This is a genomic window from Nocardioides sp. Soil777 (assembly GCF_001428425.1).
Taxonomy (GTDB): Bacteria; Actinomycetota; Actinomycetes; order Propionibacteriales; family Nocardioidaceae; genus Nocardioides; species Nocardioides terrigena.
Genome location: NZ_LMSN01000020.1, coordinates 178,296 through 195,281, shown reverse-complemented (window position 1 = coordinate 195,281; position 16,986 = coordinate 178,296). Strand labels below are relative to the sequence as shown.

The window sequence follows — 16,986 nt, the reverse complement described above, 5'->3', positions numbered from 1 at the left end:
CCCTCCCCCGGGGGCGTCGGGGTATCAAGGGTCAGCCTGCAAGGGGGGACCCTCCACATGTCACGTCACCTGACCCGCTGGACCGGCGCGCTCGCCGCGCTGGTGGCGCTGCCCGCACTGCTCGCCGTACCCGGCTCGACGACCGCCTCGGCGGACGGGTCCCGTGACGCCAGCGCGGGCACGTCGGACCGGGCCGCGACCGCCCCGCGGCCGCTCATCTGGGACCGCGACTTCGGCGACCCGAGCGTCGTGCGCGACGGCGAGCGCTGGTACGGCGCAGCGACCGGCTTCCGCGGACGGGCGGCGCGCGCCGAGGTGGACTGGGGCGACTGGTCCCGCGGGGGCGACGTCCTCAACGGCCGGCCGACGTGGGCCAAGTACGCCGGCGTCTGGGGCCCGGAGGTCGAGCAGACGCCGAACGGCTACGTCGCCTACTTCACCATGCCCTCGCGCGGCCTCCCCCACGACCAGGACCGCTGCATCGGGGTGGCCACCGCCCCCGACCTGTCGTCCACGTTCACCGTGCTCGGCAACAAGCCGCTCGTGTGCCCCGACTACTCGACGACGATCCCGGCCTTCGACCAGGTCACGGGCCGCGTCGGGCTCCCGCGGCGCGGCGTCATCGACCCCTCGTCGTACGTCGCCCCCGACGGCCGCCGCTTCCTGCTCTACCGCACCCAGGGCACGCCCTCGACGATCCGGCTGATCAGGCTCAACGCCGCCGGCACCGCGACCTTCGGTCGCAGCCGCGAGCTGATCCGCGACAGCGGCGTGATCGAGAACCCGGTGATGGTCAGACGCGGCGACTGGCACTACCTGATCACCTCGCGCGGCGACTACGGCGACTGCCGCTACCGCACGATCTGGCGCCGGTCGCACTCCCTCAAGCGGGACTGGCAGGGCACCCGCGGCCACGCGCTGCTCAACCGCCGCAACACCGGGGTCTGCGGACCGGGCGGCGCCGACTACCTGCCCGAGACCGACACGGCGGCCAACCGGATGTTCTTCCACGGCTGGGTCTGCAAGGGGACCAACCTGCCCTGCTACCAGTCCTACCAGGGCCACCAGGACTACGAGGACGTGGGCAAGCGCGCCCTGTACGCCGTCCGGCTGGCGTGGACGAAGGACGGCCCGTCGATCTCGGCGTTCGTCCAGGGGCTGATCCCGCCGCCCCCGGTGACCGAGACGCCGACGCCCACGCCCACGCCGACGCCGACGCCGACGCCCACCGAGACCCCGACGCCGACGCCGACGCCGACCGACACGGTCACCCCGACGCCGACCGAGCCGACGACCACCGCCACTCCCTGAGCCGGGCTGGCCCGGGCCCGGGAGTGCGGGCGTACGTCAGCCGCGTCCGTGCGGCTCGAGCCAGACGTCCGGGTCGGGACCCTGCGGGACGATGCCGGTGGGGTTCACGTCGGTGTGCACGACGTAGTAGTGCTGCTTGATCTGGTCGAAGTCGATCGTCTCGCCGAAGCCGGGCGTCTGAAAGAGGTCCCGCGCGTAGCCCCACAGCGCCGGCATCTCGGCGAGCTTGACCCGGTTGCACTTGAAGTGGCCGTGGTAGACCGCGTCGAAGCGGGCCAACGTCGTGAAGAGCCGGACGTCGGCCTCGGTGATCGCGTCGCCCATCAGGTAGCGACGGTCGGTCAGGCGCTCCTCGAGCCAGTCCATCGCGACCCAGAGACGGTCGTACGCGTCGTCGTACGCCTCCTGCGACCCGGCGAAGCCGCACCGGTAGACGCCGTTGTTGACCTCGGTGAAGACCCGCTTCATCACGGTCTCCATCTCCTCGCGGAGGTCGGCCGGCCACAGGTCGGGGGCGTCGGGGCGGTGGTGCTCGCGCCACTCGAAGAACAGGTCGTGGGTGATCTGCGGGAAGTCGTTGGTGACCACCGCGCGTGACGCGACGTCGACGATCGCCGGCACCGTGATGCCCTTGGGGTAGTCGGGCACCCGGTTGAAGTAGGCCTCCTGCAGGTGCGTCATGTCGAGCACCGGGTCACGGCCGTCGAGGTCGAGGTCGAAGGTCCAGCTGCGCTGATCGTGGGTCGGGCCGGGCGCTCCCCACGAGATCACGTCCTCGAGGCCCAGGAGGTTGCGCACGATGATCGCCCGGTTGGCCCACGGGCACGCCTTGGCGGCGACGAGGCGGTAGCGACCGGGCTCGACCGGCCAGACCTGCACGTCCTGCGGGCCGCGGTCGTCCGGGTCGGCCGACCGCTCGCCGGCCAGGATCCGGTCGCTGATGTAGTCCATGTCCCGCTCGAAGGGCTTGCCCTTGGCGGTGTACGTCGTGCTGGTCCCGGTGTCGCCCATCGCAGTTCTCCCCGATCGTTGCCGTCTCAACCATCCTGTCACGCCACCCCCTGAGCGCCACGCCACAAGTAACGCGGTGTTGATCACGCGAGACGTGGCGTCGACGCCTAGTCCCGTCCGACCAACACCGCGTTACTTGTCCCGGGGCAGATAGCAAAGAAGTATTTGCAAATGACTCTTGGCGGTTTTAGCCTGCCTCCATGCCCTCCTCCATCTCCCCCGACATCGCCGGCCTGCGCGCGCTGAGCCACCCGGTCCGCCTGCGGATGCTCGGCCTGCTGCGCACCGAGGGACCGGCGACCGCCACGTCGCTGGCCCAGCGCCTGGGCCTCAACACCGGCGCGACGTCGTACCACCTGCGCCAGCTCGCCCAGCACGGCTTCATCGAGGAGGACCCCGAGCGGGGCACCGGGCGCGACCGGTGGTGGCGGGCCGCGCACGACGCCACCCGCACCGACTTCCGCCGGGAGGGCACGAGCAACGAGGACGTCGAGGCCTACCTGACCACCGTCGCCCTGCTGTACGGCGACCGGTTGCGGTCGGCGGTCGCGGAGCTGCGGTTCCTCCCCCAGGAGTGGCGGTCGGTCGGCACCCTGAGCGACTGGGAGATCCCCCTCACCCCCGCCGGCGCCGACGAGCTCGTCCAGGCCCTGGTCCGCGTCATCGAGGAGACGGAGAGCAGCGAGGCGGAGGACGCGGCGCCCTTCTCGGTCAACCTCAATGCCTTCCCCCGCCCCGGCGCCCTCGGGACGGACCCCGCGGGGACGGACCCCGCGGGGACCGACGGGTGAGCGACCCGGCCACCGGCACGACGACGACCGCCCCCCGCCGGACGCCGCTCGTCGGTGGCCTCACGGCCGAGGGCATCTCCTTCATCGGCACCCGGGTCTCGATGATCGCGATCCCGTGGTTCGTGCTGTCCACCACCGGCTCGGCCACCCAGACCGGCCTCGTCGCGGCCGCGGAGATCGCCCCGCTCGTGCTCTTCAAGGCGCTCGGCGGACCGCTGCTCGACCGCGTCGGACCACGCCGGGTCACCCTGGTCTGCGACCTCGGGTCCGCCCTCGTCGTGGGCTCGATCCCGCTGCTCCACCAGCTCGGAGCACTGACCTTCCCCCTGCTGCTCGTGATCGTCGCGGTCGCCGGCGCCCTGCGAGGCCCGGGCGACGCGGGCAAGTCGGCGATGACGCCCGAGATCGCGCGGGTCGCCGGGGTCTCCCTGGAGCGGGTGACCGGGCTGGGCAGCGCCGTCGAGCGCACCTCGACGATGGCCGGGGCCGCGCTGGCCGGGCTGCTCGTCGCCGCGTTCGGGGCCGCCAACGCCTTGTACGTCGATGCGGCGTCGTTCCTGCTGTCCTTCGCGGTCTTCGCGCTGTCGACCACGGGGATGGGCCGCCCCGTGCCGAGCGCGGGGACGGCCACCGGGGTCCGCGCGACGTCGTACCTCACCGAGCTCCGGGAGGGTTGGGACTTCCTGCGCACGGAGCCGGTGCTGGTCGCGATCTGCCTGATGGTCGCGGTGACCAACCTCGTCGACCAGGCGTACGTCGCGGTGCTCGCGCCGGTCTGGGCGAAGGAGTCCGGCGCCGGGGTGGAGGTGCTCGGCGCGATGTTCGCCGCCTTCAGCGGTGCCTCGGTCCTCGGCGCGCTGGCCGCGGCCCGGTGGGGTGAGACGCTGCCGCGGTACCGGACCTACGTGGTCGCGTTCCTCGTCGCCGGGGCGCCGCGCTTCGTCGTGATGGCCCTGGAGTCACCGCTGTGGGCGGTCTTGGCCGTCACCGTGGTCGCCGGGGCGGCGTCGGGCTTCCTCAACCCGATCCTCGGCGCGGTGATCCTGGAGCGGATCCCGGCGCCGCTGATGGGACGGGTCTCGTCGCTCAACACCGCGATCTGCTGGTCGCTGATGCCGCTCGGTGGCGTGCTCGGCGGCCTGGCCGTGACCGCCGTCGGCGTCTCGCCGGCCCTGCTGATCGCCGGCGCGGCGTACCTCGTCACGACGATGGCGCCGACGCGGGTGCCGTCGTTCCGGGCGATGGACCGGGCCCCGGTCAGCGCGGGAACGTCCGCGCCAGCTCCAGCACCCGGTCGTTGGCCTCGGTCTCCCCGATCGTGACGCGCGCCCCCTCGCCGGCGAACGGTCGCACCACGATGCCCAGCTCGTCGGCGGCGGCCGCGAAGTCGGACGTCCGCTCGCCGAGGCCGAACCACACGAAGTTGCCCTGCGCGTCCGGCACGTCCCAGCCGGCCGCCCGGATCCCGTCGACCACCCGGGTCCGCTCGGCGACCAGCGCGTCGACCCGCTCCAGCAGCTCGGCCTCCGCCTCCAGCGAGGCGATGGCGGCGGCGTGCGCGACCGACGAGACGCCGAAGGGCAGCGACACCGAGCGCAGCGCCCCGGCCAGCGGGGCCTGCGCGATGGCGTAGCCGACCCGGAAGCCCGCGAGCCCGTAGGCCTTGGAGAAGGTGCGGGTCACGATGACGTTGGGGTGGGCGCGGTACGTCGCGACGCCGTCGACCGCGTCGTCCATCCGCACGAACTCGAGGTAGGCCTCGTCGACCACCACGACGACGTGGGAGGGGACCTCGGCGAGGAACGCGTCGAGCTCGGCCTGCGACACGGCAGGGCCGGTCGGGTTGTTGGGCGTGCAGACGATGACGACCTTGGTGCGCCCGGTGACGGCCGCGGCCATCGCGTCGAGGTCGTGGCGCCCGTCGGCCAGCACCGGCACCCGGACGCTGGTCGCGTCCGCGACGGTGGCCGCGATCGGATAGGCCTCGAACGAGCGCCAGGCGTAGACGACCTCGTCACCGGGGTCGCAGAGGGCGTTGAGGAGCTGGTAGATCAGCGCGACGCTGCCGGTGGCCGCCGCGAGGTCGGACGTCGGGACGCCCAGCTTGGCCGACAGCGCGTCGTACAGGGCGCTGTTGCCCATGTCGGGGTAGCGGTTCATCGCCTCCGCGGCGCGGGTCGCGGCCTCGACCACGCCGGGGAGCGGCGGGTAGGGGTTCTCGTTGGACGACAGCTTGTACGTCGTGAGGCCGGGGCGGGGCGTCGGCGGCTTGCCGGGCACGTACGTCGGGATCTGGCCGACGTTGCGGCGGGGCTGGGGGTTCTGCGACATGGGCCTCACCCTAGGACGTGGTCGAGCGCCCGGGGGGCACACCCGGGGAGTGCAGTGCGGGTCCGGTGGCTAGCGCTTGGGGCCGTTGATGCGCCGCTCGATGCGCGACTCGGGCTGCCCGAGGATCTTCGCGAGCAGGCTGACACGGTTGCGGTAGGCGTAGACCGCGCCGACCACGAGGACCAGCAGGATGAGGAATGTCATGACCCCAGCGTAGGTCGGGGGCGGTGGTCCCACGGGCGCAGCAGCAGCGCGAGCACGACTCCGAGGAGCCCTCCGAGGAGCACGCCGACGATGTTGTCGACCATGTCGGTGACGTCGCAGGCCCGGCCGATCCGCGACGCGGCGAGCTGCATCGTCTCGATGGCCAGGGAGTAGAGCGCCAGCGCGGCGATGCCGAGCGGAGCCAGCACCCAGCGCGTGCGCCAGCGGGCGACGGCCAGCACCCACAGCGCGCCGGCGGGCACGAAGACGGCGATGTTGAGCAGCCGCTGGCTGCCCGGGAGGATCCAGAACCCGTCCGGGGCGGGGCCGCCGTAGTCGAGCGAGCAGGTCGTCTGCGCCTCGTCGGCCGGCACCACGCCGATCCCCCACTGCGCCGGGATGAGGGTCAGGATCCCGATGCAGACGACCGTCCAGCAGAAGCCGGCGATGGCCACCGACGTCACCGGCCCCAGACGCGGCCGCAGCAGACGGGCCAGGCCGACGAAGACGACCAGCGCGAGCAGGCAGCCCAGGAGCATCACGCCCGTCCCGCCGATGGTCACGCAGCGAGGCTAGCGAGGCGTGGGCGAGAGAGCCTCCAGCAGGTGCGCCAGCATGGGCCACAGGACGGTCCGCTCCGAGTCGTCGACCACCCGGTCCATCCCGGCGAGCTCGAGCATGACGTAGCCGTGGAGGGCGCTCCAGAACTGCGCGGCGACGGCGCGGGCGTCGCCCTCCCGCAGCACGCCGGCCGCCATGGCGCGCTCGATGCCGGACACGATCTGGTCGAAGGCCGCCGCCGACACCTCCGGGTCCGCGCCCCGGCCGTGGAAGCCGCCCAGGCTGATCGCCCCGAACATCACGCCGAACAGGTGTCGGTTCTCCAGCGCGTTGTCGCGGTAGCCCCCGGCCATCCGGCGCAGGTCGTCGAGCGGGTCGTCGGTGGTGCCGACCGCGTCGACGTGCTCGACGAGGCGGCGGAAGCCCTCGGTCGCGACCTCGTCGACGACCCCGGCCATCGAGCCGAAGTGCGTGTAGACGGCCATCGTGGACGTGCCGGCCGCCGTCGCGAGCCGGCGTGCGGAGAGGGCCGAGGGGCCCTCCTCGCCCAGGATGCGCGCGGCCTGCTCGATGAGGCGAGCGCGCAGCTCGGCGGGACTCCCGGCGGATTCGGTGCTCACCGTGGACATGGTGCCATCACAGCGTTATGGTCGGTCGATAACAGCGTTATCTACCTCTCCCGAACCGAGTCCGCCATGACCCTGACCCATCCTGCACCGACCACCAGCCGCTTCCTCCGGGACAACTTCGCTCCCGTCACCGAGGAGCTCACCGCCGTCGACCTCACCGTGACCGGCTCGCTCCCCGACCACCTCGACGGTCGCTACCTGCGCATCGGCCCCAACCCGATCCACGAGCAGGGTGAGCACTTCCACTGGTTCCTCGGCGAGGGCATGGTGCACGGCGTGCACCTGCGCGACGGGCAGGCGCAGTGGTACCGCAACCGCTGGGTCCGCTCGGCCGACGTCGCCGCCACGCTCGGGGAGCCGGTCCGCGGCACACCGGGCGGGTCGGACTTCGCGGCCAACACCAACGTGCTCGAGCACGCCGGGCGCACGCTGGCGCTCGTCGAGGGCGGCTCCCCGCCGTACGAGCTCACCCACGACCTCGACACCGTCGGGCCCTGCGACTTCGGCGGCACCCTGCCCAGCCGGCCGGGCCGCCCGGGCTACAGCGCCCATCCGCACGAGGACCCGGAGACCGGCGAGCTGCACGCGATCTCCTACAGCTGGATGCGCGGCAACCGGGTCGACTACTCCGTGCTCGACCCGTCGGGCCGGATCCGGCGCAGCGTCGACATCACCGTGCACGGCAGCCCGATGATCCACGACTTCGCCCTGACCGAGCGCCACGTCGTGGTGCTCGACCTGCCGGTCACCTTCGACCTCGCCGCCGCCACCGCCGACGTCCCCCGTGTCGCCCGGCCGCTCGTGCGCGGCCTGTTCGGCCGGATCGTCGGACGCAACCCCGTGCCCGAGCCGATGATCGCCCGGGTCGCGCGCGGCGGCTCCGACGGCCCGCCGTCCCTGCCCTACCGCTGGAACCCCGACTACCCCGCCCGCATCGGCGTCCTGCCCCGCGACGCCGAGGGCGACGCGATCCGCTGGTTCGACATCGACCCCTGCTTCGTCTTCCACACGCTCAACGCGTACGACGACGGCGACACCGTCGTCGTCGACGTGGTGAAGCACCCCCGGATGTTCGACACCGTCCTCGACGGGCCGGACGAGGGGCCCACCGTCCTCTCCCGCTTCACCCTCGACCTGGCCACCGGCCGGGCGCGCGAGGACGGCTTCGACCAGCGCTCGCAGGAGTTCCCCCGCCACGACGAGAGGCTGACCGGGCGGCGGCACCGCTACGGCTGGGCCGTCGGGTTCGAGGGCGGCCGGACGGGGGACGCCGTGCTGCGCCACGACCTGGACGCCGGACGCACCGACGTACGACGCCTGGGCGACGGCCTGGAGGCCAGCGAGTTCTGCTTCGTGCCGACCCCGGGCGGCACGGCCGAGGACGACGGCGTGCTCCTGGGCTACGTCTTCGACCACGCCGAGGGGCGCTCGCACCTGCGGGTGCTTGACGCCGCCTCGCTGGAGGACGTGGCGGCCGTGCACCTGCCCGGCCGGGTGCCGGCCGGCTTCCACGGCAACTGGGCGCCGACGGAGTCCTGAGGGGGTCCCGACGGCCCTCGACCGGCGACCCGGTCAGGTTCACCCCGCCCCCTACGCTGGCCCGCATGAGGTACGTGATCTGGCTGCTGACCACCGCGGGCGGGGTGGCCGTCGCCGCGTGGCTGCTCGACGGCATCTCCTTCGACGGCGCCGACTGGCAGGACAAGGTGCTCCCGCTGCTCGGCGTCTCGCTGATCCTCGGCCTGGTCTCCACCTTCATCAAGCCGGTGGTCCAGCTGCTCTCCCTCCCCTTCATCATCCTGACCCTCGGCCTGCTGCTGCTGGTCATCAACGCCCTGATGCTGATGCTGACCGCGTGGCTCGCTGACGTCCTCGACCTCGGCTTCACCGTCGACGGCTTCTGGACCGCGATGCTCGGCTCGGTGGTCATCACCCTGGCGACCTGGGCCATCGACGCGGTGGTGGGCGACGCGTGATGGAGCGGCTGCCCGCCCAGCAGACCGACGGTCCCTACCGGATCGCGCTGGTCTGCCTGGGCAACATCTGCCGCTCCCCGATGGCCCACGTGGTGCTCGCCGACCACCTCGACCGGGCCGGGCTGGCCGCGAAGGTCGAGGTCAGCAGCGCCGGCACCGGCGGCTGGCACGTCGGCAAGCCGATGGACCCGCGCGCCGCGACGGCGCTGGTCGGCGAGGGCTACGACCCCACGGCCCACCGCGCGCGGCAGTACGACGCCGGCTGGCTGGAGACCCACGACGTGGTCCTCGTGATGGACCGGGCCAACCTGGCCGACGTCGGCACGCACGAGCGCGTGGCCCTCTTCCGGGACTTCGATCCGGTCGATCGTGGTGGGGAGGTGCCCGACCCGTACTACGGTGGTGACGACGGGTTCGGGGAGGTGCTGTCGATGGTGGAGCGCACGAGTGCCGCGATCGTCGACGCCCTGCAGCGCCGGGACCGGACGGGCACGACCGCCTGATGGCCCGCCAGCCCCTCATCGCCCGCCGCGCCGAGGAGCTCCTCGGCGCCGCCGTGGTGGCCACGGCACCGGTCGCCGGCGGCGACATCGCCACCGCGACGAGGCTGCGCCTGTCCAACGGCACCACGGCGCTGATGAAGACGCTCCCCCACGCCCCGCCCGGCTTCTTCGAGGCGGAGGCCGCCGGCCTGCGCTGGCTCGCCGAGGTCGAGGGCGGGGTCCCCGTCCCGCCGGTGCTCGCCGTCGACCCCGAGTGCGTGATCCTCACGTGGGTGGAGCCGTCGGCCAAGCAAGGGCTCGAGTCCGCGCTCGCCTTCGGCCACGCCCTCGCCACCACGCACGCCGCGGGCGCGGCGTCGTACGGCGCGGAGCAGGACGGCTTCATCGGCCGCCTGCCGATGCCCAACCGCACCAGCCCGACGTGGGCCGAGTTCTACGCCGTGCGCCGGGTGCTGCCCTACCTCAAGCTCGCCCGCGACCGCGACGCGATCACGCCGGAGGACGCGGCGACGGTCGAGTCCGTCGTCGGACGGCTGCGCGACCTCGTCCCCGAGGAGCCGCCGGCACGCCTGCACGGCGACCTCTGGAACGGCAACTGCCTGTGGAGCGCCGACGCCGTCCACGTCATCGACCCCGCGGCCTACGGCGGGCACCGCGAGGTCGACATCGCGATGCTGCACCTCTTCGGCCTGCCGCACCTCCAGCGGGTGGTGCAGGCGTACGACGAGACCACGCCGCTCGCGGACGGCTGGGAGGACCGGCTCGCGCTGCACCAGGTCTTCCCCCTGCTCGTGCACGCCTGCATGTTCGGCGGAGGGTACGGCGCCCGGGCCGCCACCGCCGCCGGGCGCTACGCCTGACGCGCCCTTCGGCCGAACCCGGTCCACCGGGCCGGGCGGCACGTCGGGTGGTGACCAACGACCCGGTGCGCCGGGGGCGCCGCGTCCCTACGCTGGGAGCATGAGGAGTGGTGCGCCCCGCCCGCCCGTCGTGTCGCCGGCCGTGGCGGCACTGGACGTGCTGGCCAAGGGCACGCTCCTGGCCTGCCTCGTGCTGGTCCTCCTCGACCCGGCGTGGGGCAACCTGGAGGGCAAGGCCCCCACGGCGCGGGCGCTGACCTACCCGCTGCTCGCGTTCGCCGTGCCGCTGTGGTGGCAGGTCAGGCGGCCCGCGGGGAGCTATCCCTGGCTCGCGGACCTGCTGCTGACGTTCGCCGCGTTCAGCGACATCCTCGGCAACCGGCTCGACCTCTACGACCGGGTCGCGTGGTTCGACGACGCCATGCACGTCGCCGTGGTCACCTGCATCTCGGCCGCGCTGGTGCTGCTCACCATGACCCGCACGTCGAGCACCCTGGCCGTCCTGGAGCGCTCGGTCGCGCTCGGGATGACCGCCGCCCTGGCGTGGGAGCTCTTCGAGCTGGTCAGCTTCGTCACCCGCTCGGCCGAGCTGCCGTCGGCGTACGTCGACACCCTCGGCGACCTCCTCGCCGGCTGGATCGGGACGGTCCTGGCCGCGCTCCTCGTGCACCACGCGTGGCGACACCACCTCCCCCCACCCGACGAGATCTCAGCGGAGGCTCAGGCTCGACTGGCAAGGTAGGCCTGTGCCGGACCTTCCCAAGCCCCGCGTGCTCGTCGTCGACGACGACCGCGCCGTGCGCGACTCGCTGCGCCGCTCGCTGGAGTTCAACGGGTACGACGTCGCGCTCGCCGCCGACGGCGCCGAGGCGCTGGCGGTCCTCGGGTCGAGCCATCCGGACGTGGTCGTGATGGACGTGATGATGCCGCGCCTCGACGGGATCGAGACGACGCGGGCGCTGCGGGCCGCCGGGCACGACGTACCCATCCTCGTGCTCACCGCGCGCGACGCGGTCGGTGACCGGGTCGAGGGCCTCGACGCCGGGGCCGACGACTACCTCACCAAGCCGTTCGCCCTCCAGGAGCTGCTGGCGCGCCTGCGCGCCCTGCTGCGCCGCGTCGTACCCGCGGACGACGCCGCCGAGGAGACGCTGTCCTTCGCCGACCTGACCATGGAGGTCGGGTCTCGTGACGTCCGCCGCGGCGCGCGCTCGATCGAGCTCACCCGCACCGAGTTCACCCTGCTGGAGATGTTCCTGCGCCGGCCGCGCCGGGTGCTCGAGCGGTCCTTCATCCTCGAGGAGGTGTGGGGCTACGACTTCCCGACCAGTGCCAACTCGCTGGAGGTCTACGTCGGCTACCTGCGCCGCAAGACCGAGGCCGAGGGCGAGCCGCGGCTGATCCAGACGGTGCGCGGGGTGGGCTACGTGCTGAAGGAAGCATGAGCAGCCTCGCCGGCTGGGACGACAAGCGCTGGCACTACCGGCGGTCGCTGGCCTCCCGGGTCGCGGTCCTCACCACCCTCGCCGTCGCCGTGTCGATCGCGGTGATGTCGCTGGGCGCCTTCATGGTGATGCGGATGCAGCTCCAGGACAGCCTCGACGAGTCCCTGCTCGACCGGGCCGAGAAGGCCGCCAAGTACACCGCCCTGTCGGAGATGACCCGCCGCGACGTGCCGTCGTGGATGCTCGGCGCCGCCGACGTGCGCATCATCTTCATCACCTCCGACCGCGGCGTGCTGACCGCGGACGACGGCCCCGAGATCACCCTCGGGCGTCCCGAGCTCGACGTCGCCGAGGGGCGCGAGGCCGACTCGGTGCGCACGATCGTCGCGGCCGGTGACGTGGAGTACCGCGTCGCCACCGTGCCCGCCGGCAACGGTGCGGCCCTGGTGCTCGCCCAGCCCCTCTCCTCGCAGCACCGCACCCTGGCCAAGCTCGGCACGGTGATGCTCGTCGCCGGGGGGCTCGGCGTGCTCGCGGCCGCGCTGGCCGGGTGGGCGGTCGCCGCCAACGGCCTGCGCCCCGTACGCCGCCTCACCCGCTCCGTCGAGCGGATCGCCATCACCGAGGACCTCGCCCCGCTGGCCGTCGAGGGCGACGACGAGATCGCCCGGCTGGCGGCGGCCTTCAACCAGATGCTGACCTCGCTGGCGGCCTCCCGCGACCGGCAGCGCCGGCTCGTCGCCGACGCCGGCCACGAGCTGCGTACGCCGCTCACGTCGCTGCGCACCAACCTCGACCTGCTCGCCCAGGCCGACACCGACGGCGGCCTGCCCGAGGAGGCCCGCCGCGAGCTGCTCGACGACGTGCGCGCCCAGATCGAGGAGCTCACCACCCTCGTCGGCGACCTCGTCGTCCTGGCTCGTGAGGACCAGCCGGCCGCTGTCATCGAGTCCATCGACCTCGCCGACGTCACCGAGCGGGCGCTGGCCCGGGTACGCCGCCGCGCGCCCGGCGTCGACTTCGACGTGCGCCTCGACCACTGGCGGGTCACCGGCGATGCCACCGGGCTGGAGCGGGCGGTGCTCAACCTCCTCGACAACGCCGCCAAGTGGAGCCCGGCGGGCGGCACCATCACGGTGCGGCTGGCCTCGGGCGTGCTGACCATCGACGACGAGGGCCCGGGCATCCCGGCCGAGGACCAGCCCCACGTCTTCGAGCGCTTCTGGCGCGCCGAGGAGTCGCGGTCGATGCCCGGCTCCGGTCTCGGGCTGGCGATCGTGCGGCAGGTCGTCGACCGCCACGGTGGTCGCGTGGCCGTCTCCGACGCCCCCGGCGGCGGCACCCGGCTCAGCCTGTCGCTGCCCGGCGAGCAGCCGGTCCCCGCCTGACCGGGACCCGGACCCTTTCGGGGTAGTCCGTGACGATCGGACCCCTGACCGACCGTTCCCGGGGTCCCTTCGTCACGGACTACCCCGGCGACGCATCAGGGCTCGAGGGCCCGCAGCAGCCGCTCGGCCTTCCAGCGCGACTCCTGCCACTCGTCCTCGACGTCCGACCGGACGGTGATCCCGCCACCGGTGCCGAGGGTCCAGCGGCCGTCGCCGTTGGTCATGAGCGACCGGATGACGACGCCGAGGTCCGCCGGACCGTCGCCGCTGATCCACCCGAACGCCCCGGCGTACACGCCCCGCGGCGTCTCCTCGACCTCCTCGATGATCTCCATCGTCCGCCGCTTGGGTGCCCCCGTCATCGAGCCGGGCGGGAAGAGCGCCCGCAGCGCCCCGACCGTCGTGACGTCGTCGCGGAGCCGGCCGCGGACGGTCGAGACGAGCTGGTGCACGGTCTCGTAGGACTCGACGTCCATCAGCACCGGCACCTCGACCGAGCCGACCTCGCTGACCATCCCGATGTCGTTGCGGAGGAGGTCGACGATCATCAGGTTCTCGGCGCGGTTCTTGGGGTCGCGGGCGAGCCCGACCCGCAGCGCCTCGTCCTCCTCGTCGGTGGCCCCGCGGGGCGCGGTGCCCTTGATCGGCTTGGTCTCGATGGTGCGGTCCGCGGTCACGAGGGCGTAGCGCTCCGGGCTCGAGCTCAGCAGCCACGCCCGGGCTCCCTCGACGTCGTGCTGGAGGCACCCGGCGTACGGCGCGGGGTTGAGGTCGCGGAGCCGGAGGTAGGTCGCGACCGGGTCGAGGTCGGCCTCGGCGCGGAGCCGGTAGGTCAGGTTGACCTCGTAGGAGTTGCCCGCCCGCAGGTGCTCCTGGACGCCGGCGAACGCGGCGGCGTACGCCTCAGGAGCCCCACCGGCTGGCCGATCCTGTCGGTTGCTGGCCGATGCATCGGCCGGCATGCGCCGAGGTCCCCGGTGGAGCGGGGACTCCGACACGGGCCCCGCGGCGTGCTCGAACGACCGCACCGACGACGGCCGCATCCACACCGCGTCCGGGAGGTCGGGGTCCGGCCGGGCGGGCAGGTCGGGGCGGCATGCCGCGCCGAGGTAGCCGAACCACTGGTCCCCCGGCGACATCGACGACTCGAGCACCGACCAGATGTCGTCGCCGACGACCTCCGACGTGCCGCCCGCGTGCCGGCGGACCTCGCGCCGCGCGGCGTCGTACGTCAGGGACACGTCGTCGTCCTCGAGCCAGCCGACGATCGAGCGACGGCCTGACCACTCGCGGGCGCCCCCGCCGTCGAGCCAGAAGCAGCGCCGGTGGGCGGCGGCGACGGCGGCGAAGGAGGCGGCCGGGTCCGTCACGGCCCCTCCAGGAAGTTCCACACCATGCCGTAGCCGTACTCCGACAGGATCGACTCCGGGTGGAACTGCACGCCCTCGAGCGGCAGCGTGTGGTGCCGCACCCCCATCACCGTGCCGTCCTCGCTCCAGGCCGTCGCCGTCAGTACGTCCGTGGGCAGGGCGGTCACGGCGAGCGAGTGGTAGCGGACCGCGGCGAAACCCTGCCGCATGCTGCGGAACACGCCCTGCTCGTCGTGGTCGATGTGGGCCAAGTCGCCGTGCGCCGGCGCGACCCGCTCGACCGTCCCGCCGTACGCCGTGACGAGTCCCTGCATGCCGAGGCAGACGCCCAGCACCGGACGGGTGCCGGCGAGCAGCACCTCGCGACCGACCGCGAAGTCGACCGGGTCGGCCGGGTGGCCGGGTCCCGGTGAGAGCACGACGTACGCGTGCGACAGGACCTCGGCCGCACTCACCTCGTCGTGCTGCACGACCCGCGGGAGGACACCGGTCACCGAGGCGACCAGGTGGACGAGGTTCCACGTGTAGGAGTCGTGGTGGTCGACCACGACGACGTCCGCGGGAGGGGGCACGGATGCACGGTAGTGGGCGGGAGGCGGCCGGGTCGCGGGGTAGTACCGGACGTTCGGGTGGCTGAGATCGGCGTGTCGCCACCCGAAGGTCCGGTACTACCCCAGGAGACCCGACAGCTATCGGCTTACTGGGTCAGCGAGCGGCACCCCGGCGGCACGCCCTGGCCCCCGGTGGCGCCCGCGCACTGGTCCCACTGCGCGAGCTTGGCCATCAGGGCCTGCACCTCGGGGGCGTGCCGCGGCTGTGCGAAGGCGTTCTTCTTCTCCCAGACCCGGTTCTTGTAGCTGTAGAACTCGTAGGCCCACGCGTTGCGGCGTACGTCGGTGTCCATGTCGTAGCGGATGAGCAGCCCGGTGCGGCTGCGCACGGCGACGTACGACGGGATCCGGTCGAGCTCGTCGCCGTTGAGCGCCGAGTCGGGGTCGAGCTTCGTCAGCGCCTGGGCGGTGTGCTCGAAGAACACGTGGTTGCGCCGCACCAGGGCGGGGTCGCCGAAGGTGGGCACCAGCGACTGCCCCGAGCGGTACGCCGGCGACGTGACGCCGGCGAGGTCCTCGAAGGTCGACCCGAGGTCGATGTTGGACGTCAGCTCGGCCCGCTTGCCGGGCACGACGCCCGGCCCCACGACGTACAGCGGGACGTGCACGTCGGTGTCGTAGGCCGTCCCCTTGCCGCGGCCGAGGCCGTTCTGCCCGAGGTGGAAGCCGTTGTCCGAGGTGAGGACGACGTAGGTGTTGTCGTCGACGAGGCGCAGGATCTTGCGCACGGTGCGGTCCACCGACTGCGCCATCATCGCGCGGTTGCGCAGGTCGGCGACGCTCTGCGCCGGGCGGAACGGGTTGGCCCGGGTGTTCCACGCCCGGGCGCGCTTGCCGTTGGCCTTGCGCGGCCGGTTGTCGCGGCGGTCGTCGCCGAAGCCGGGCAGGTCGCGCGTGGTCAACGACGTGCAGGCCACCGGCCCGCAGTTGCCCTTGCGGCCGGCCGCCGGACGGTCGCGGAACGCCGGCGGGAAGACGGGGTCGCCCGGGTAGTAGGGCTGCGGCTGGGTGCGGTTGTGCGGGGCGTACGGCGCCACCTCGAGGAAGTACGGCGCGTCGCCGTCGCGGTGGGCCTTGATGAACTTCGTGGCGTAGCGGTCGATGACGCTGCCGGCGTAGGCCTTGTCACGCTCCTTCTGCGGGGCCGAGAGCGGCGGCGCGGCGTGGTGCCGGGTGCGCAGCCGGCCCTGACGGACGTAGGTGCTGTCGAAGTCCCACCCGTCGTACGCCGAGCCGAAGACGACGTTGAACTGCGACCAGCCCGGCGGCACGGGCGGGAGGGTGCGGCCCTTCACGTACTCGTACTCGTTGAGGTACTTGCCGACGAATCCGGTGGTGTAGCCCGACCCCTGCAGGGTGACGTTGAAGGCCCGCTCCCGGTTGCCGTAGCCCGCGAACGCGGCGTAGCCGCCCAGCGGCATCGCGTCACGCGCACCGGAGGTGTTGGTGCGGACGCCGGTCTGGTGGGGGTACTGCCCGGTGAAGAGGCTCGAGCGCGAGACGCAGCACAGCGAGTCGACGACGAAGGCGTGGGAGTACGACGCCCCGGCGCGCTTCATCTGACGCATCGAGCGCATCGTCTGCACCAGGTCCATCGAGAAGTCGTCCATCAGGACCATCACGATGTTGGGCCGGTCGGCCCGCTGCGCCGAGCCCCGCTGGGACGAGCCCTGCTGGCCCGATCCCTGCTGGGCCGAGCCCCGCTGGGCCGATCCCGCCTGCGCAGTGCTCCGCTGGGCGCTGCCCCGGTCGGCGGTCGCCAGGTCGGCGCCCTGCACGGCCGGCACGGACAGCCGCGGTGCCGGTGCCGGGCCCCGGTTGATGGCACCGGTGATGCCGCTGGCGGCCCCTCCGGCGGTCAGGGCCGCGACCGCGGCCAGGCTCACGGCCGCAGCAAGGCGACGTCGTACGAACAACTTGGACTCCCCCGTCCGTTGATGGTCACTGATGGTGACGCGTCCGGGGGTGGATCGGTTGCCTGCCACGCCCGAGAGA

General features: G+C 73.0%; 18 protein-coding genes. 10 read left to right on the top strand and 8 right to left on the bottom strand.

All coding sequences use genetic code 11. From position 1 onward, the window contains the following. The first annotated feature begins 57 nt into the window (after positions 1-57). Positions 58-1,311, top strand: coding sequence for a family 43 glycosylhydrolase (locus ASG88_RS21255; RefSeq protein WP_056889452.1), 1,254 nt, complete (start codon positions 58-60; stop codon positions 1,309-1,311). A gap of 36 nt (positions 1,312-1,347) precedes the next feature. Here the strand turns inward: ASG88_RS21255 and ASG88_RS21250 are convergent, their stop codons facing one another. Continuing rightward, positions 1,348-2,322: a glutathione S-transferase C-terminal domain-containing protein gene (locus tag ASG88_RS21250; RefSeq protein WP_056889451.1), complete on the bottom strand. Its 975-nt coding sequence runs from the start codon at positions 2,320-2,322 to the stop codon at positions 1,348-1,350. Between the two features lie 200 nt (positions 2,323-2,522). Between ASG88_RS21250 and ASG88_RS21245 the strand changes: the two genes are divergently transcribed. Together ASG88_RS21245 and ASG88_RS21240 are read left to right on the top strand one after the other, a co-directional pair. Continuing rightward, positions 2,523-3,113, top strand: a complete 591-nt coding sequence (locus ASG88_RS21245; RefSeq protein WP_056889450.1) for an ArsR/SmtB family transcription factor — start codon at positions 2,523-2,525, stop codon at positions 3,111-3,113. Further along, on the top strand, positions 3,110-4,435 hold the full coding sequence (locus ASG88_RS21240; RefSeq protein ID WP_200956538.1) for an MFS transporter: 1,326 nt from the start codon (positions 3,110-3,112) through the stop codon (positions 4,433-4,435). The genes ASG88_RS21245 and ASG88_RS21240 overlap by 4 nt, the downstream gene beginning before the upstream one ends. Here ASG88_RS21240 and hisC read toward each other — a convergent pair. The 4 genes from hisC to ASG88_RS21225 form a co-directional block, all read right to left on the bottom strand. Next, positions 4,371-5,444 (bottom strand): histidinol-phosphate transaminase, encoded by a 1,074-nt coding sequence (gene hisC, locus ASG88_RS21235; RefSeq protein WP_056889449.1) that lies wholly within the window; start codon positions 5,442-5,444, stop codon positions 4,371-4,373. The genes ASG88_RS21240 and hisC overlap by 65 nt on opposite strands. A gap of 69 nt (positions 5,445-5,513) precedes the next feature. Next, a complete protein-coding gene (locus ASG88_RS24130; protein ID WP_267895273.1) occupies positions 5,514-5,648 on the bottom strand; it encodes a hypothetical protein in 135 nt (44 codons plus the stop codon). Then, on the bottom strand, positions 5,645-6,211 hold the full coding sequence (locus ASG88_RS21230) for a VanZ family protein (protein WP_056889448.1): 567 nt from the start codon (positions 6,209-6,211) through the stop codon (positions 5,645-5,647). Before ASG88_RS21230 ends, ASG88_RS24130 begins: the two co-directional genes overlap by 4 nt. 9 nt (positions 6,212-6,220) lie before the next feature. Beyond that, complete coding sequence (locus tag ASG88_RS21225; RefSeq protein ID WP_162259882.1) at positions 6,221-6,829, bottom strand: TetR/AcrR family transcriptional regulator; 609 nt, start codon at positions 6,827-6,829, stop codon at positions 6,221-6,223. Positions 6,830-6,904: 75 nt separating this feature from the next. On the opposite strand from ASG88_RS21225, the gene ASG88_RS21220 reads away from it, so the two are divergent. The 7 genes from ASG88_RS21220 (at position 6,905) to ASG88_RS21190 (ending at position 13,010) form a co-directional block, all read left to right on the top strand. After that, positions 6,905-8,377, top strand: coding sequence for a carotenoid oxygenase family protein (locus tag ASG88_RS21220; RefSeq protein ID WP_056889446.1), 1,473 nt, complete (start codon positions 6,905-6,907; stop codon positions 8,375-8,377). Between the two features lie 65 nt (positions 8,378-8,442). Then, complete coding sequence (locus ASG88_RS21215) at positions 8,443-8,814, top strand: phage holin family protein (RefSeq protein ID WP_056889445.1); 372 nt, start codon at positions 8,443-8,445, stop codon at positions 8,812-8,814. Continuing rightward, on the top strand, positions 8,814-9,317 hold the full coding sequence (locus tag ASG88_RS21210; RefSeq protein ID WP_056889444.1) for a low molecular weight protein-tyrosine-phosphatase: 504 nt from the start codon (positions 8,814-8,816) through the stop codon (positions 9,315-9,317). The genes ASG88_RS21215 and ASG88_RS21210 overlap by 1 nt, the downstream gene beginning before the upstream one ends. Beyond that, on the top strand, positions 9,317-10,177 hold the full coding sequence (locus tag ASG88_RS21205) for a fructosamine kinase family protein (protein ID WP_056889443.1): 861 nt from the start codon (positions 9,317-9,319) through the stop codon (positions 10,175-10,177). The genes ASG88_RS21210 and ASG88_RS21205 overlap by 1 nt, the downstream gene beginning before the upstream one ends. Before the next feature lie 100 nt (positions 10,178-10,277). Beyond that, positions 10,278-10,919, top strand: coding sequence for a hypothetical protein (locus ASG88_RS21200; protein ID WP_157559875.1), 642 nt, complete (start codon positions 10,278-10,280; stop codon positions 10,917-10,919). Between the two features lie 4 nt (positions 10,920-10,923). After that, complete coding sequence (locus tag ASG88_RS21195) at positions 10,924-11,622, top strand: response regulator transcription factor (protein WP_056889441.1); 699 nt, start codon at positions 10,924-10,926, stop codon at positions 11,620-11,622. After that, entirely contained in the window at positions 11,619-13,010 is a 1,392-nt protein-coding gene (locus ASG88_RS21190) for a sensor histidine kinase (protein WP_056889440.1), read from the top strand. Before ASG88_RS21195 ends, ASG88_RS21190 begins: the two co-directional genes overlap by 4 nt. Positions 13,011-13,105: 95 nt before the next feature. On the opposite strand, the gene ASG88_RS21185 is transcribed toward ASG88_RS21190, so the two are convergent. The 3 genes from ASG88_RS21185 to ASG88_RS21175 form a co-directional block, all read right to left on the bottom strand. Further along, the gene (locus ASG88_RS21185) at positions 13,106-14,380 is read right to left on the bottom strand and encodes an anthranilate synthase component I family protein (RefSeq protein WP_056889439.1); all 1,275 of its coding nucleotides are present in this window, start codon (positions 14,378-14,380) and stop codon (positions 13,106-13,108) included. Then, entirely contained in the window at positions 14,377-14,952 is a 576-nt protein-coding gene (locus ASG88_RS21180) for an anthranilate synthase component II (protein ID WP_056889438.1), read from the bottom strand. The genes ASG88_RS21185 and ASG88_RS21180 overlap by 4 nt, the downstream gene beginning before the upstream one ends. 125 nt (positions 14,953-15,077) lie before the next feature. Next, on the bottom strand, positions 15,078-16,877 hold the full coding sequence (locus tag ASG88_RS21175; RefSeq protein WP_056889437.1) for a sulfatase-like hydrolase/transferase: 1,800 nt from the start codon (positions 16,875-16,877) through the stop codon (positions 15,078-15,080). Between the last annotated feature and the right edge of the window lie 109 nt (positions 16,878-16,986).

Coding starts and splice junctions, on each gene's coding strand:
- ASG88_RS21245 (WP_056889450.1), top strand. CDS start 2,523: ATGCCCTCCTCCATCTCCCCCGACATCGCCGGCCTGCGCGCGCTGAGC.
- ASG88_RS21210 (WP_056889444.1), top strand. CDS start 8,814: ATGGAGCGGCTGCCCGCCCAGCAGACCGACGGTCCCTACCGGATCGCG.
- ASG88_RS21215 (WP_056889445.1), top strand. CDS start 8,443: ATGAGGTACGTGATCTGGCTGCTGACCACCGCGGGCGGGGTGGCCGTC.
- hisC (WP_056889449.1), bottom strand. CDS start 5,444: ATGTCGCAGAACCCCCAGCCCCGCCGCAACGTCGGCCAGATCCCGACG.
- ASG88_RS21250 (WP_056889451.1), bottom strand. CDS start 2,322: ATGGGCGACACCGGGACCAGCACGACGTACACCGCCAAGGGCAAGCCC.
- ASG88_RS21190 (WP_056889440.1), top strand. CDS start 11,619: ATGAGCAGCCTCGCCGGCTGGGACGACAAGCGCTGGCACTACCGGCGG.
- ASG88_RS21220 (WP_056889446.1), top strand. CDS start 6,905: ATGACCCTGACCCATCCTGCACCGACCACCAGCCGCTTCCTCCGGGAC.
- ASG88_RS21255 (WP_056889452.1), top strand. CDS start 58: ATGTCACGTCACCTGACCCGCTGGACCGGCGCGCTCGCCGCGCTGGTG.
- ASG88_RS24130 (WP_267895273.1), bottom strand. CDS start 5,648: ATGACATTCCTCATCCTGCTGGTCCTCGTGGTCGGCGCGGTCTACGCC.
- ASG88_RS21205 (WP_056889443.1), top strand. CDS start 9,317: ATGGCCCGCCAGCCCCTCATCGCCCGCCGCGCCGAGGAGCTCCTCGGC.
- ASG88_RS21200 (WP_157559875.1), top strand. CDS start 10,278: ATGAGGAGTGGTGCGCCCCGCCCGCCCGTCGTGTCGCCGGCCGTGGCG.